This window comes from Dyella sp. 01N36 (assembly GCF_056399745.1).
Window position 1 is genome coordinate 1 of record NZ_JBFTRY010000007.1, and the last position, 14,597, is coordinate 14,597.

Sequence of the window (14,597 nt, forward strand, 5' to 3'; positions counted from 1 at the left end):
CAGACCATCAACAAGTCCTTCTGGGCCGGCGCCTTCTATCGCCAGCAGCGCGCCAAGGGCAGTCCGCATCAGGTCGCTGTGCGTGCGTTGGCCTTCAAATGGATCCGCATCCTGCATCGATGCTGGCTGTCCCACACGCCCTACGATGAGTCGCGCTACCTTATGGCCTTGCAGCGTCGTGGCTCGCCCTTGCTCGCCGGGCTGACTTCGTCGGATAGTTKACGGAACGGCTCAGGGCGTGAAGCGGACACTCGCGAACTAGGGGAGCAAATGGACGCTAACAATCGTTGGGCAGCCGTATCGCTATGACCTCAGCTAACCCGTCCGACAACGTCGTCTACCACGTTGTCATCGAAGGCCTTGATCCAGAGGCCCAGCAGATCGCATTGAGGCACTTCACGGCAAGGTCGGGCGGCGCTCGCCCTCATGATCTAAGTCTCTATGTATCTGTCACCTGTAGCCTTGCGGAGATCGATGGGTGCTTGGCTTGGGTCGCATCGACAGTCGCCGGTCGGTTCCAGGGCACGCACATTAAGATCAGTATCTGGACTGATCTGAGCTGGGCCGAACTTACTATTCCGACTGAAATCGTGGATATGTCTTTAAGGTACGGTGCCGAGATAAAGGTCTTCTTCGCAAGCAGGAAGCGGTCCTAATCCGCCTACTGCTATGAAAACTGCAAGGTCCGCTTCCGACCCGAAGCAAACCCCGGCCGCCAGTTCGTCAAAAGTGCTCACCTCTCAACCATTCTGCAGCTATGTTGCAGACGGTCACCGGTGGCCGGGGCGTGGTGATCGCGCGTAGCGTCATGGTCACTGGCGGGCTGCCAGCAGACCGGCTCATCCGCTTGATTGGGAAGCTGAAGCTGGCGTCGCAAGGGGCGCATTGCGGGGCTGTCGGGCCGAAAGTTCCTGGCTGCCCGGCATCGCGACATTTCGCGAATGGTTGGTAGTGGAGGGGCGGCGGCCTGCTGAATAGGTGCGGGCCTGACTTTCGACCCATGGCAGGCGAGGCAAGGTGTGGTTAGGTGGGGGTTTGTGCAGTCCACCGGGGAAGTCCTGATGCCACGCCTTCGTACGCTCGTCATAGCCACGTCCATTGCTCTGGCTGCCTGTTCGCAGCAATCGAACGATCAGGCTTCACCGCCTGGTCCCGCTGCCGCCGGCACCGCGCCAGCCAAGGCGTCCTCGGTGGCGCCGGCCGCCGAGGTCAATGCCGTCAATCCGTTCCTCTCGCCCAGCACGCTGCCGTTCGAGGCGCCGCCGTTCGACAAGATCAAGGATGGCGACTACCAGCCCGCGCTGGAGGAGGGTATGAAGCAGCACCTGGAGGAGATCAACAAGATCGCCGACAACCCGGATGCGCCGACCTTCGAGAACACCTTTATCCCCATGGAGAAGTCGGGGCAGCTGCTCTCCCGCGTTCGTCGCGCGTTCTTTGCGGTAACGGGTGCCAACACCAACGACGTACTTCAGAAGGTGCAGCAGGACGAAGCGCCCAAGTTTGCGGAGCATCAGGACGCCATCGTCCTCAACGACAAGCTCTTCAAGCGCATCCAGACGATCTACGACCAGCGCGATTCGCTCAAGCTCGACCCGGAATCCAGGCGCCTGGTAGAGGTCACCTACAAGAACTTCGTGCGCGGCGGCGCGAAGCTTTCCGATGCCGACAAGACCAAGCTCAAGGACCTCAACAAGGAAGAGTCCGGCCTGCGCGCTCAGTTCACCAAGAAGCTGCTGGCGGGCACCAAGGCCGGAGCGCTGGTGGTCGACGACAAAACCAAGCTCGACGGGTTGTCCGATGGCGATATCGCCGCCGCATCGCAGGCGGCAGCCGGTCGCAAGATGGATGGCAAGTGGGTGATCCCGCTGCAGAACACCACGCAGCAGCCGGCGTTGCAGAACCTCAACGATCGCGCTACGCGCGAGCAGTTGTTCAAGGCGTCGTGGGATCGTGCGGAAAAAGGCGACGACAACGACACGCGCGAGTTGATTTCCCGCATCGCGCAGATCCGCGCGGAGCAAGCCAAACTGCTGGGCTTCTCCAGCTACGCCGCGTGGAAGCTGGAAGACCAGATGGCCAAGACGCCGGAAGCGGCGATCACCTTCATGGACAAGCTGGCCCCGGCTGCCACGGCACGCGCCGAGCGCGAAGCCAAGGACATCCAGGACGTGATCGACCAGCAGAAGGGTGGCTTCAAGGTCGAGGCGTGGGACTGGAACCACTACTCCGAGCAAGTGCGCAAGGCCAAGTACGATCTGGACGAATCGCAGATCAAGCCGTACTTCGAAATCGACAACGTGCTGCAGAACGGCGTGTTCTACGCGGCCAACCAGCTCTACGGCCTGACCTTCAAGGAGCGCAAGGACATCCCCGTCTGGCAGCCTGACGTGCGCGTGTTCGAAGTGTTCGACAAGGACGGCACCTCGATGGCCCTGTTCTACTGCGACTACTTCAAGCGCGACAACAAGCAGGGTGGCGCCTGGATGAGCAACCTGGTGGCGCAGTCCAAGCTGCTGGGCACCAAGCCGGTGGTGTTCAACGTCGCCAACTTCACCAAGCCCGCGCCGGGTCAGCCGGCCCTGCTGTCGTTTGACGACGTGATCACCATGTTCCACGAGTTTGGCCATGGCCTGCATGGCATGTTCGCCAATTCGCAGTATCCGAGTCTTTCGGGTTCGGCAACGGCGCGCGATTTCGTGGAATTCCCCTCGCAGTTCAACGAGCACTGGGCGACCGATCCGAAGATCTTCGCCAACTACGCGAAGAACTATCAGACCAAGGAGCCGATGCCGCAGGAGCTGGTCGAGAAGCTCAAGAAGGCCAAGACCTTCAACAAGGGCTACGACATGACCGAACTCCTCGGTGCCGCGTTGCTCGACATGAGCTGGCACAGCCTGAGCGCGGATGCGCCCAAGCAGGACCCGGACAAGTTCGAGACGGATGCGCTCGCCAAGGCCAAGATCAACCTGAGCTATGTGCCGCCGCGTTATCGCTCCAGCTATTTCCAGCACATCTGGGGCAACGGCTATGCCGCCGGCTACTACGCCTACTTGTGGACGGAAATGCTGGCCGATGACGCCTTCCAGGGCTTTGTCGACAAGGGCGGCTTGACCCGCGAGAACGGTGACCGCTTCCGCGCGATGATCCTCTCGCAGGGCAACACGCAGGACCTGGCCACCATGTACAAGAACTGGCGCGGCAAGGATCCGAGCATCGAGCCGATGCTGCTCAACCGTGGTCTGAAGGAAGTACCGACGAAGAAGCAATGACTTCCAGGCGTTGAAACGGGAAAGGGTCGGCTACGCCGACCTTTTTCCTTTTGGACGGCCATCAAGAACGTTGGCGACTTTCGGGCGAGCTGCCGGGTTCGGAGTGGTTGAACATCAAGTCCGGTAAGAATGGGGTGCCCCGTCCATGCCGCAGCGTGGCCGGGCCAATCCCGACGGATTGCGTGATAAATGGAAGCGTCTGACAATCGTTGTCGACGGAGCCACTGTAGGGGCCCGTGACTGGCTATGACCACAGGGAGTGTCTCGCCATGCATCGATGTGCACAGGGTTTAATCGTTTCGTCTGTTCTTTTCGTCGCCACTTGCGCCATGGCTCCGTTCGCCTCCGCGATGCCGGCGGTTGCTGCAATGACGCCGATCACAACCGTCGGTGTGACCTTTGTTCGCGGCGGCAGGATAGTCAACCAGACCTCGCTATCAGTCCCTGACGATCAACCGTCGGAGTACGCCTCAACGGATTCCGTCGAAGGCGACCATGCCGCCTTCCGGGTGCGCGTGTCGATCAGGCGGATTTGCAAGGACCCCAAGCAGCTGCATGTTTCGCTGATGACCGAAGCGGTCGCTCCCAATGCTCCCGGCACTCCCTCTGACAATGCGTGGTCTGGGTGCATGGAGCTTCCCGTCGATGAAACCAGGACGATACGCCTGGGCGGACAGTGGCAAGTGCAGCTGCTGAAAGGCGTCGAGCGCTCCTAGGGTGACAAGAGCGGCTCGCGCGTGACGCGAGCCCTCGCGGGCTGCCATGGGGCCGCTGACGGGCAGACATGATCAGCGGCGCGAATAAGGCGCRATGAAGCACACGGGGGGAACGCGAGGATGGAAAGCGTATTTGTCGTCCAGCATAGGCACACTCTTCCAGGCGGCATCGAAGATTGGAAGATGATCGGCGTCTATCGCACCCAAGTTGCTGCGCATGCCGCCATTGACCGTCTGGCGGTGCTGCCGGGCTTCGCCAACCATCCGAACATCATTGACCCCCATGCTGCAGACGATGAAGACGGCTTTGACGTCTCAGAGCGCCTGTTGGACAGCGACAGCTGGACAGAAGGGTTCGTAACCATGGTCGGTGACCAGGAGTATGTCCCCTAGCCATGCATGATTCCGGCCCATGGCGAAAAGCTCATGGCCTCAAGTCGTGGCCCCATGACTCCTGCCGGACCCCATCGTAATCACCCATGCGTCAGGGATCGCCGGCCGGGTCGTCACCGGTGATGTTGCGTTGCATGCGGTCGAGATACTCATCGAGTTCCCGCGCGTCGGCGAACACCTCGTTCACCGGCACCGCTTTGACGATGTCAAACACTTTGCGTACCTGCGGCTGGGGATTGAGCAGCAGCGTGTGTCCGTTGCGTGCACGCATGGTTCGACGGATCTTGGCGATGCTGCGCAGGCCGGCGCTGCTGATGTACCCAAGTTCGGATAGGTCCAGCACGATCGTGCTTTCCTCAGGGACGCGCGGGAGCAGGTCCAGCATGGCCAGATCGAAATCATTGAAAGTCTGCGCGTCGAGCCGGCCATGGAGATGGAGGATGGTTCGCTTGGGCGACTCGTTTTCAACGTTCAGGCTAAACGTCATGGTCTGGCTCCGGTCGTGCGGGATGGAGGAAGCGTAGCTGCAAGTGGTTGCCATGCTCGTCGTGGCTGTAGCTGAGTTCGCTGGCCATGGCGCGCACGAGGTGGATGCCCAGGCCGCCGACTTCGTCGGCGTCGGCAACATCGCCGGTGAGCGCGGGCGTGGGCACCTGCAAGGGATCGAAGGGATGTCCATCATGGTGGAGATCGATCAATACGGCGTCGTCGCCCAGACGCATGTGCAGTTCAATCTTGCGGTCTGCGCCGCCTGCATGACCGTGCTGCACCATGTTGACCATGAGTTCCTCCAGCACCAGCCGCACGTCGTCCCGCACGGCGGGCGACACGCCTTGGTCGCGCAGCGAGGTGTCGCAACGATCAAGCGTGTCAAACACATCGTCCATCGACGCATGGATGGTCAGCTCGAGCATGAGTGCATTCCCGTCGGCAAGGGCATGATGCCAGTTCAGGGCGAGGACGGTGATGTCGTCGGCTTGCCCTGCGCCTTCGGCGAAACGGTCGACCTCGGCCAGCAGGCCGGCAGCAAGATCGGCGGCGGAGCCCGATGGGGATCGCCCCAGGCAGGCCAGCATGCGTTCGGCGCCGAACAACTGCTGATCGGTGTCGGTCGCCTCGGTGATGCCATCGGTGTAGAGCAGCAGGGTCTGGCCGGGGCGCAGGCGCAGTGTACGCGGCGGATAGCGGGCCTCGTCATCAAGGCCGAGGGCGGCGCCGGTATCCAGCTCAACCAGGCGGACGCCATCCACGTCGCAGAGCACGGGCGGTTCGTGGCCCGCGCTGGCCATCACCAGTTCTCCGGTCGTGGTATCGAGCATGCCGCACAGCAGGCTCACGAACATGCAGCTGTCGTTATTGCGGCAGAGTTCGACGTTGAGCATCGACAGCAGGTGCTGCGGCGAGCGCGCTCTTGGCGCCAATGCCTTGGCGAGCGTGATAGTGCGCGCCATGAACAGTGCGGCGGGAATGCCCTTGTCGGACACGTCGCCCACCATCACGCAGAAGCGCCGCTCGTTGAGCATGAAGTAGCTGTAGAGATCGCCGCCCACGGCGCGGGCGGGTCGAAGCAGCGCGTGCAGTTCGAAGTTCTCGCAGTGAGCGTCGAGGTAATGCTCGCCCGGCAACAGTGCTGTCTGAATCTGGTGGGCGATGTCCAGCTCGCTGGCCAGGCGCTGCTGTTCCTTCGCGTTGCGGGTGAGCTCGGCGATGTGCAGTGCCAGCTCCGTGCGCATGCGGTCGAAGGCCTGGGTAAGGCGGCCAACCTCGTCAGGGAAACGTGGGGCGGGCAATTCGAAGGCCAGTGCGCCGCGCGCCACCTGCTCGGCTCCCGAGGCGAGCGTGGCCAGCGGGGTCAGGATGCGCCGCGTCACCGCCAGCGTGATCACCGCCAGTGCGAGCAGGGCGAGCAAACCCAGCAGCAACGCTTGAACGAAGGCTTGCCGMACGCCGGCGTAGATCTTGGTCTCCGGTATGGCCAGGCCGAAGCGCCAGTGTGTTCCTTCGATGGGCACGAAATAAATCCACACCGGTTTGCCTTGAGCCTGCGGGTTCTGCGCGACCGCCAGGCGTACGCGGCTGGCCTCATGACTGGCCAGCGCCTGCAGCAAATTAGCCTGCCCGCGCATGCCGACCAGGGCAGGGTTGTCGTGAGCAAGATACGCGCCGCTTTCGTCCAGTACGAAGGCATAGGCGCCTGCGGGCTTGCCTAGCTCCTTGAGGGTGCGGCTCAGCCAGTCCAGGGAGACGTCGGCATTGATCAGGCCAACCGGATGGCCATCCGTACTGATCGCCACGGAGTAGTTGATCATCTCGCGCTTACGCGACTGCGAATAGAAATGGCGTTGCCAGCAACCTTGCGAGCAGCTCAGGCCCGCCAGAAACCAGTTTGCTTCCCAGTACGGGTTGTTGTCTTTGCGCAGGTCACGCCAGCCCAGCGAGCCGTCGTCCTGGCGATTGATGAAGGGCKACACGGGCGGGTTGTCTGCGGTGGGCACGAAGGCCACGGCCAGGCCGGAAAGATCGGCATTGCGTGCGAGCGCGCCGCGCAGCGTGGCCTCGGCGCCGGCCGGATGCGTGCCCACCACAACGGCCAGGGTCTGGGCGGTGTCGGCTACGCGCGCCAGGCGCTGTTCGATCCGGTTGCCCGCCTCATTGGCGAGCGCCGTCGCTTCGCCATGCGCTTTCTCCAGGATTTGCCCGCTCACCCGGTAGAACAGCACGCCGCCGGCAATGGCCAGCACCAACACGGAGCCGGCCAGCACCCAGAGAGACAGCCGCGTAGCGATGCTGCGCAAAACCATGGCGAAACCCCTGTAGACCTTGCCATTCAGCCATGCGCGGCCCGTTTCGGCAAGACAGCCGGATGACCGTTGTGCGCTGTGACGCATTTGCTCTCAGGCCGTGCGTGTTGGCTTTGCACCCGAATTCAGAACGCGCGCGACTGGGATGACCGCCTGCGCCGCGTTGGCGGAGCCGCTATGGGCGAACATCGGCGTCGATGTCGCACATTTGTCGCTGTAGTAGATGGTTTTGAATGTCCGTTTTCTAACCGGGGCGGACATGGATTACGAACCATTCCCTAGCCTCCCGCGGGCGCAGGAGGCGCATGCAAGATCAACTCTGCAGGTTGCCGCCATTGAAGCGACCGAATCGCTTGGCCAGCGCAAGACTGATCAGTAACGCGCCAAGTCCCAGCGCCACCATGGGTTGCGCGTCGCGGATATCGAGATTGCCTACGCGAACAAGCAGAAGATAGGCGAGCACGAAATTCACGAAGCTCCAGATGACGTTGATCGTCGAAGACGACAGGCCCTCACCGCGTGGGCGGGCGAACGGCGACTGGAATGGACGTCCGGAGATGCCCCAGACAAAGTGAGGAAAGGCATTGGCGAGAAACATGCCGCCGAAGAAATAGGAAAGATCGTGAAGCCACGTGACCACGATGTCACTCCTTTGCAGGTTGTAAGGCGTTGAGTGCCGAAAAGACACATCCACCCAGTTGACGAACTACGCGACGAACCCGGCAGCGTTGGGTTATGGCTCGCCCAGGCGTTTGATCAGCGGGATCGCATCCAGAATGGTTCGCTGTTCGTCGGGCTCAAGTCGCATCAATGCAGCAAGCAGCCATTCGCGCTTGGCGTGGCCGCGTTTGCGTCGAACGTCGACGCCTTTGCCCGTCACTGCGAAAAGAACTTGGCGACCGTCGGACGGATGAAGCTTGCGCTCCACTAGTCCCTCCTGTTCCAGGTTCGCGAGAACCGTTCGCATCGATTGGGGCTTCATCGATGCGGCGCGCGCGAGATCCGCCGTGCTCATGGGGCCGTGCAGATCCAGCTTCTCCAGGACGCCGGCTTGCGAAAGATTGAGTTCATCCGTGGCCGTCTCTGACCGCAGGCGGCGTAGCAACTGCCCAACTGCCGTCGCCAGTTCATTGGCTGCCGATGCCATGGTGGCTTTGGAATGGGGTGTCTTGACCATGGGGCGAGTCTAGAACTTGACAGTTTAACTTGCAAGTTAAACTGTCAAGTTAAACTGTCAAGTTTACGTCACCCGGGAAACGACTGGGTGGATGAGTACCCAACCATTGCAAGGTGGTCTTCGGCATCTGGATCGCGTGGGCCGGGGTCCGCTTCCGGCCCATCGATACTTTCGCTAGGTCGAACCGCCGTGGCGACGACCACGGGGGCGGCGATCGCCCTCAGCCCCCGCCGTAGCTCACCCGCCAGATCACATTGGACCCATCGTCACTGACCAGCAGCGAGCCATCGCCTGCCGTGGTGATGCCGACAGGGCGACCCCAGGCCTGGCCGCTGGGCAGCACGAAGCCGGTGAGGAAGTCCTCGTAGTCGCCGCTGGCACGTGCGGTGCCGTGGCGCGGCACGCGGATCACTTCGTAACCGACGCGCGCGGAACGGTTCCATGAGCCATGCTCAGACGCAAAGATGTCGCCGCGATAGGCCTCGGGGAATTGCGCGCCCTCATAGAAGGTGAGTTGCAGCGAGGCGTTGTGCGGATTGAGCAGGACATCGGGCACGATGGCCTTGCTGGCCAGCTCCGGGTGCTTGCCGGCGTGGCGCGGGTCCTGGTGGTTGCCGATGTACCACCATGGCCAGCCGTAGAAGCCGCCTTCCTGCACGTGGGTGATGTAGTCGGGCACCAGGTTGTCGCCCAGGCCATCGCGCTCGTTCACCGAGCACCACAACTCGCCGCTCCTGGGATCGACCGCGAGCCCGACGGCGTTGCGGATACCGCTGGCGAAGATGCGCATATCCGAGCCATCGGGCTTGAATACGAGGATGTCGGCGCGGTTCTTTTCTTCCGGCGTGGTGTCCGTATCGTCCACGTTGGACTTGGAGCCGACCGAAACGTACATGCGCGCGCCATCGGGCGAGAAGGCGATATCGCGCGTTGAGTGTCCGCCGTCGCTGTGCGGCAAATCGGCGATGTGCTCGGGCTTGCCCGATGGCTGCACATCGCCTTCCTTGTATGCGAAGCGCACGACGGCATCTGTGTTGCCCACGTAGATCCATTGCGGATGGACGGCTGGATAGAACGCGATGCCGAACGGTTCGTTGAGGCCAGTGGCGTAGACGTGGGTTTCCTTCGGGTGGCCATCAGCGGTGATGCCGCGGAACATCGTAATGCGACCCGCCCCGGTCTCGGCCACGAACACGTCACCATTGGGCGCCGTGCGCAGCAGGCGCGGATTGTCCAGCCCCGTGGCGTACAGCTCCACCTTGAAGCCCGGAGGCGCCTTGGGCCATGCATCGGCCGGACGTTCCACCAGTTGCGGCGCATTGCCGGCCGACTTGGTGGCGTACGGCTTGGGCAGATCGGCCGCAGTGATCTTGCGGCTGGTGCCCGGCGATTCGTAACGGAAATCAGTGAAGGGCGGCGTCGGTGCAGGCCAGTTGCCGGGCGTCATCGAGGCGACCGCCTTGGGCGCTCCTGCGGCGGCCTTGCCGGGTTCCAGTGATTCCAAATAAGTCACGATCTTCCAGCGCTGATCCTCACTGAGCGAATCCCACGCAGGCATGCCGTTGGATACGTCGCCGTGCTTGATGAACCAGAACAATGCGCCGGGCGGAGCCTTCTTCACCGTTGCGCTCGCCAGCGGCGGCACGTTCCCGTTGCCCTGTGCAGCCGCGCCATGACAGGCCGCGCAATACGAGCCGAACAGCGTCTTGCCGTCGTTGGCCGCGTCAGCCTTGCCGGCGTAGGGATTGGGCGTCTTGTCCGTGGAAGCGGGCGCATTATGGAAACGCGCCAGGTCCTGCTGGGCCAGCGCATGCATTGAAACAACGCCGATCAACGAAGCGAGCGCCAGGAGCGTGCCGGCACGGCGGGACTTGGGGGCGGGCCTTGAGCCGTTCATGTCGTTCCTTGGGGGTAGGGCGGAAGCACTGTCATGTAAAAGTCATGGGCCATCAAACGGACGTCCAGATGACATGACGAGGCTGCAAGCATGCCCTAGCGCGCGTGCAAGTGGCGCATGTCGCGGATGACATATTTGTCACTTGCATCCATCGATGTCTATTCGTGATGATAGTCTGCTGCCTTCGATGCCACGGGAGGGGCGATGCATCCGCGGCGTGTCCACCTGATGATCGGCGCAGCGTGCATGACGTGTTGGCCGTGGATGGCCAGTGCACAGCAGGCCACGCTGCCGGCCGTGCAAGTCAATGCCAGTCGCCTCGACATGCCTGCGCTGGATGTTCCCGCGGCGCTCAGCATCGTCAAGGTGGCGCCGGCCGAAGTCGGCAATCCCGGTGTCAATCTTTCGGAGGTGCTGGTGGGCGTGCCCGGCATCCTGGCGCGCGACCGGCAGAACTATGCGCAGGACGAGCAGATATCGATCCGTGGCTTCGGCTCGCGCAGTACCTTCGGTGTGCGCAGCATTCGTCTTTATGTCGACGGCATTCCCGCGACGTTGCCGGATGGCCAGGGCCAGGTGTCGCACTTCGATTTTGATGTAGCCGAGCGTGTGGAGGTGTTGCGCGGCCCGTTCTCTGTCCTCTACGGCAATGCCGCGGGCGGCGTGGTGCAGCTGTGGAGCGCACCGGGTACGGCCACGGCGCAGACCACGCTGGGCGTTTACGCTGGCAGCAACGACAGCTTCCGCTATCTCGCCGATACGCGCGGCACCGTCGGCGCCATGGATTACAACGTCGCCGCTTCGCAGTGGCTATCGGGCGGCTACCGTGACCACAGCCGCGTCAATCGCCAGACGGCACATGCGCGCCTCGGCTTTGACCTGGGGCAGGGGCAGACACTCACGCTGGTGATGAACCACCTGGATCAGCCTGTGGCGCAGGATCCAATGGGCCTCACCAGGGCGCAGCTGCAGGCTGATCCGCGGCAGGCGTCGCCCGCGGCGGAGCAGTTCGACACGCGCAAGAGCACTCGTCAGGACCAGTTGGGCCTGATCTACGAACGGCCTTCCGGCGACGATGGGCAATGGCGCGCAATGGCGTATTACGGCCAGCGCGAGATCACCCAGTACCAATCCATCCCCGTCGCCACGCAAGCCAATCCGCTACAACCCGGCGGCGTTGTTCAACCCGATACGCACTACGGCGGCGCGGACCTTCGTTGGACGCATCGCGGCGACTGGCTGGGTGGCGATGACGAATTCGTGCTCGGCGGCGGTGGCGATTACCAGCGGCAGCACCGCCTGGGCTACGAGAACTTCGTGGGCGACACGCTGGGCGTGAAAGGTGCGCTGCGTCGCGATGAGGACGACAACGTCCACAACGTGGACGCGTATGCGCAGTGGTACTGGCACTTTGCGCCAGCGTGGGCGCTGATGCTCGGATTGCGGCATGACGATGTGCGCTTCAGTGCGCACGATGACTACATCACGCCGTCGAATCCCGATGACAGCGGCGACGTAAACTACTCGGCCACCACGCCGGTCGCCGCGATGCAATGGCGGCCAGGGGAGACGCTGCGGCTCTACGCCAGCTACGGCGAAGGCTTCGAAACACCCAGCTACAACGAGCTGGGATATCGCAGTGATGGTGCGCCGGGCCTTGCCCTCAACCTTCGGCCCGCGCGCAGCCACAACATCGAGCTGGGCGCCAAGTGGCAGGCCACGCAAGCGCTCGCCTTCAACGCGGCCTTGTTCCGCGCCGACACGCGCGACGAACTGGCCATCGATACCAGCGTCAATGGACGCACCACTTATCGCAACGTGCCTGAGGCGAGGCGGCAGGGTGTGGAGCTATCGATGGATGGCGAGATCGCGCCATCCTGGCATCTGGTCGCCGGCTATACGCACTTGCAGGCACAGTTCCGCAGCCGTTTCCTCACTTGCACCGCCACGCCATGCGTCGCGCCGAACGTGCCGGTGCGCGCCGGCAGCCGCATGCCAGGCGTGCCGGAGGACTACGGCTCCTTGCTGCTGCGCCATGGCGGCGACGCGCGCTGGAGCCAGGGCCTCACGCTTACCGCGGCGGGCCCGACGACAGCCAACGATTTTGGCACCGCCCGCGCCGCCGGCTATGTCGTCGCGGACGCCGGTGTAACCTACGGCTTCCCGCTGGGGCAGGCGGCGCGCATGCAACTGAGCGCCCGCGTGAATAACCTTGCTGACCACCGCTATGTCGGGTCGGTGATCGTCAACGACGGCAATGGTCGCTATTACGAACCAGCCCCGGGCCGAACGTGGATGTTCGGCGCGAGGCTGGTGTTCTGAGGAATCTTGTCCATCAGTCGGGGAGCTGCGACTGCGCAGCGGATGGCTCACGGGCGGCGGAACGCACCGTCGATGGTTCCATTACGGTCGAGCACAAAGGCAACTTCCTCGGTGCCATTCGCATGGCGAACCAGATACTTGTCCCATCCCTGGGGCGTGACTCCGGCAAACTCGTGGGATGTGACCGGACCAAGCCCGCTTAGAAAGGCATCGGCGCGCGGCTTCTGTTCGCGCATCAGCGCGGCCAGATCGGGGCTCAGGCGTGGAGCGTCGGGATTATAGGCAAGCAGGATCTGCAAGACCTGCTCGCTGTCGGGATAGGGCTGCTGGGCGCTCACACGTGTGTCGAGTGCGGTCTGGATGCCCTGGGCCGCTGCCGCGTCGATGCGCGGCGCCAAGACGTGGTTGCCGTTCTGGTAGAACTCGATGGCCGTGCTCTGGCCTTGCGCATTCACCACGAAATTCATATGTGCGTTGACCACTTTCAGGAAGAACGCAACATTGCTGCTCGGATAAATGGGAATGAATCGCTGCCCGGTAAGTTGCGTGGATAGCTGCGAGCCCTCCAGCTTCACCGTCATCACCGAGTAAGTGCCGAATTGATAGGTGCCCACATAGTTGGCGAGAATGGCGGGGCTCACATTCACCGCCTGCTGCGCCGAGGCATCGGCCATGTTGGGCGGCGTCACCTGCGCCGCGAATGCCGCCATGCCTACCGCGGCACCGATCATCGCCAGCGCGGTCAAGCGCGCACGCTTCCCTGGTTTAAGCAACATGATTTTGATCCTTTGCTCAAGAAATGATCCGGACTCCGACATGGCAGCCACGGCGCCTATGGAGCGGGACTGGTTCTGTCCCACTTGAATCAATGTTTCGCAGTAGCCCCTCACGGCCGACCCGCCGCGGAGGACGCGGGCGTCGCAATCCACTTCGATAGCGCGACGCAGCCGATGGAATTGCCACCACAGCGGTAGATTCCACGGCATGGCAACCAGCAAACACAGCGCGATGGAAAGCACGTGCGGGTCGCCTGCGTCCAGGTGCGATTGCTCGTGTGCAAGAACAAATCGCTGCCGCGCGGCGGGTTGTTGCAGTAACCAGGTCGGCATGACGATGCAGGGGCGAAGCAAGCCGACGACGGCGGGTCCAGCATCCGGGGCGACCAGCACCGGTGTGCCCAGGAGATTTCCCCGCGACCACAAGCGTTTTCGCCAATACAGCAGGCTGCCGCTGAGCACCAATCCAGCCAAAACGAGCAGTGAAGTCGCCAGCCAGACCCCATGAAACAACGTCTCGAGCCGGGCGGGTGCGATGCTGGCGTTCTGCATGCCGTGATCGAGGGCTGCCATCGGGAGGTGCACCGAGGTTGCCTCACGCAACACGATCCGTTCCTGGACGCGAGCCTGCTTGATCAGGCTCGGCATCTGGATCGTGACGTTGGGAATGATCACCGGCAGCAGCAACGAGGCGATCATGGTGGTCAACCAGATCCAGCGCTTTGATGCCTGGCGCTGCGTGGCGGCGTGTTCGGCGATCAGCGCCGCCAGGCCCAGTAGCACGCCTACGATCAGCACATAACCAATCATGGAGAGCATTACGGCTTGTCCTTGTCGGACTGTGCAGCCAGCAACTGGCGCATGCGCCTGATCTGTTCCGGGCTCAGTTTCTGATCGGACACCAGGTGCGAGAACAGCAATTCCGTCGAACCCTTGAACAACTTGTCGGTCAGATGCTGCAGGGCGTTCTTGCGCGCCGCCTGCTGCTTCACGCTGGCAAAATAGCGATGACCGCGACCCTCCTCTTCGTGCCCTGCATAGCCCTTCGCTTCCAAGGTCCGCAGCACCGTGAGCACCGTGGTATAGGCAAGGGGATCGCTTAGACGCTCGCGGACCTCCGCAACGACCGAGGGGCCGTGGTCCCATAGCACCTGCATCACATCCGCCTCTCGGTCGGTGAGCGAGATCTTCATGGCGACGCATCCATCTACTATGTCGTTAGTAGATTCTATGCATCGGCGCG

At 62.7% G+C, this 14,597-nt stretch carries 11 protein-coding genes and 1 pseudogene; 5 read left to right on the forward strand and 7 right to left on the reverse strand.

The window, feature by feature from the left end; all coding sequences use genetic code 11:
* The 4 genes and pseudogenes from AC1DMG_RS02985 to AC1DMG_RS03000 all read left to right on the forward strand — a co-directional run.
* A pseudogene (locus AC1DMG_RS02985) lies at nt 1-195 on the forward strand (IS110 family transposase); the annotation flags it as partial.
* Between the two features lie 866 nt (nt 196-1,061).
* On the forward strand, nt 1,062-3,272 hold the full coding sequence (dcp, locus tag AC1DMG_RS02990) for a peptidyl-dipeptidase Dcp (RefSeq protein ID WP_477178572.1): 2,211 nt from the start codon (nt 1,062-1,064) through the stop codon (nt 3,270-3,272).
* Nucleotides 3,273-3,640: 368 nt separating this feature from the next.
* Nucleotides 3,641-3,988 carry a hypothetical protein gene (locus tag AC1DMG_RS02995; RefSeq protein ID WP_477178573.1) on the forward strand — a complete coding sequence of 116 codons (348 nt, stop codon included), beginning with the start codon at nt 3,641-3,643 and terminating at the stop codon, nt 3,986-3,988.
* Between the two features lie 120 nt (nt 3,989-4,108).
* Nucleotides 4,109-4,381, forward strand: a complete 273-nt coding sequence (locus AC1DMG_RS03000; protein WP_441603981.1) for a hypothetical protein — start codon at nt 4,109-4,111, stop codon at nt 4,379-4,381.
* A gap of 91 nt (nt 4,382-4,472) precedes the next feature.
* On the opposite strand, the gene AC1DMG_RS03005 is transcribed toward AC1DMG_RS03000, so the two are convergent.
* From AC1DMG_RS03005 to AC1DMG_RS03025, 5 genes are all read right to left on the reverse strand, one after another.
* Nucleotides 4,473-4,868: an STAS domain-containing protein gene (locus AC1DMG_RS03005; protein ID WP_441603980.1), complete on the reverse strand. Its 396-nt coding sequence runs from the start codon at nt 4,866-4,868 to the stop codon at nt 4,473-4,475.
* Nucleotides 4,858-7,182 carry a SpoIIE family protein phosphatase gene (locus tag AC1DMG_RS03010; protein WP_477180167.1) on the reverse strand — a complete coding sequence of 775 codons (2,325 nt, stop codon included), beginning with the start codon at nt 7,180-7,182 and terminating at the stop codon, nt 4,858-4,860. The genes AC1DMG_RS03005 and AC1DMG_RS03010 overlap by 11 nt, the downstream gene beginning before the upstream one ends.
* 313 nt (nt 7,183-7,495) lie before the next feature.
* Nucleotides 7,496-7,822, reverse strand: coding sequence for a hypothetical protein (locus AC1DMG_RS03015; protein WP_477178575.1), 327 nt, complete (start codon nt 7,820-7,822; stop codon nt 7,496-7,498).
* 93 nt (nt 7,823-7,915) lie between these two features.
* A complete protein-coding gene (locus AC1DMG_RS03020; protein WP_441603977.1) occupies nt 7,916-8,359 on the reverse strand; it encodes a MarR family winged helix-turn-helix transcriptional regulator in 444 nt (147 codons plus the stop codon).
* 220 nt (nt 8,360-8,579) lie between these two features.
* The gene (locus AC1DMG_RS03025) at nt 8,580-10,256 is read right to left on the reverse strand and encodes a PQQ-dependent sugar dehydrogenase (protein WP_477180168.1); all 1,677 of its coding nucleotides are present in this window, start codon (nt 10,254-10,256) and stop codon (nt 8,580-8,582) included.
* Nucleotides 10,257-10,502: 246 nt separating this feature from the next.
* Between AC1DMG_RS03025 and AC1DMG_RS03030 the strand changes: the two genes are divergently transcribed.
* Nucleotides 10,503-12,578, forward strand: coding sequence for a TonB-dependent receptor family protein (locus AC1DMG_RS03030; RefSeq protein WP_477178577.1), 2,076 nt, complete (start codon nt 10,503-10,505; stop codon nt 12,576-12,578).
* A 47-nt stretch (nt 12,579-12,625) separates the two neighbouring features.
* Here the strand turns inward: AC1DMG_RS03030 and AC1DMG_RS03035 are convergent, their stop codons facing one another.
* On the reverse strand, nt 12,626-14,173 hold the full coding sequence (locus tag AC1DMG_RS03035) for a M56 family metallopeptidase (RefSeq protein ID WP_477178578.1): 1,548 nt from the start codon (nt 14,171-14,173) through the stop codon (nt 12,626-12,628).
* On the reverse strand, nt 14,173-14,547 hold the full coding sequence (locus AC1DMG_RS03040; protein ID WP_441603974.1) for a BlaI/MecI/CopY family transcriptional regulator: 375 nt from the start codon (nt 14,545-14,547) through the stop codon (nt 14,173-14,175). The genes AC1DMG_RS03035 and AC1DMG_RS03040 overlap by 1 nt, the downstream gene beginning before the upstream one ends.
* Nucleotides 14,548-14,597 lie beyond the last annotated feature (50 nt).

Bases quoted from the DNA above. Each gene is read 5' to 3' on its own strand.
- dcp (WP_477178572.1), top strand. From the start codon at position 1,062: ATGCCACGCCTTCGTACGCTCGTCATAGCCACGTCCATTGCTCTGGCT.
- AC1DMG_RS02995 (WP_477178573.1), top strand. From the start codon at position 3,641: ATGACGCCGATCACAACCGTCGGTGTGACCTTTGTTCGCGGCGGCAGG.
- AC1DMG_RS03000 (WP_441603981.1), top strand. From the start codon at position 4,109: ATGGAAAGCGTATTTGTCGTCCAGCATAGGCACACTCTTCCAGGCGGC.
- AC1DMG_RS03005 (WP_441603980.1), bottom strand. From the start codon at position 4,868: ATGACGTTTAGCCTGAACGTTGAAAACGAGTCGCCCAAGCGAACCATC.
- AC1DMG_RS03020 (WP_441603977.1), bottom strand. From the start codon at position 8,359: ATGGTCAAGACACCCCATTCCAAAGCCACCATGGCATCGGCAGCCAAT.
- AC1DMG_RS03025 (WP_477180168.1), bottom strand. From the start codon at position 10,256: ATGAACGGCTCAAGGCCCGCCCCCAAGTCCCGCCGTGCCGGCACGCTC.
- AC1DMG_RS03030 (WP_477178577.1), top strand. From the start codon at position 10,503: ATGACGTGTTGGCCGTGGATGGCCAGTGCACAGCAGGCCACGCTGCCG.
- AC1DMG_RS03035 (WP_477178578.1), bottom strand. From the start codon at position 14,173: ATGCTCTCCATGATTGGTTATGTGCTGATCGTAGGCGTGCTACTGGGC.
- AC1DMG_RS03040 (WP_441603974.1), bottom strand. From the start codon at position 14,547: ATGAAGATCTCGCTCACCGACCGAGAGGCGGATGTGATGCAGGTGCTA.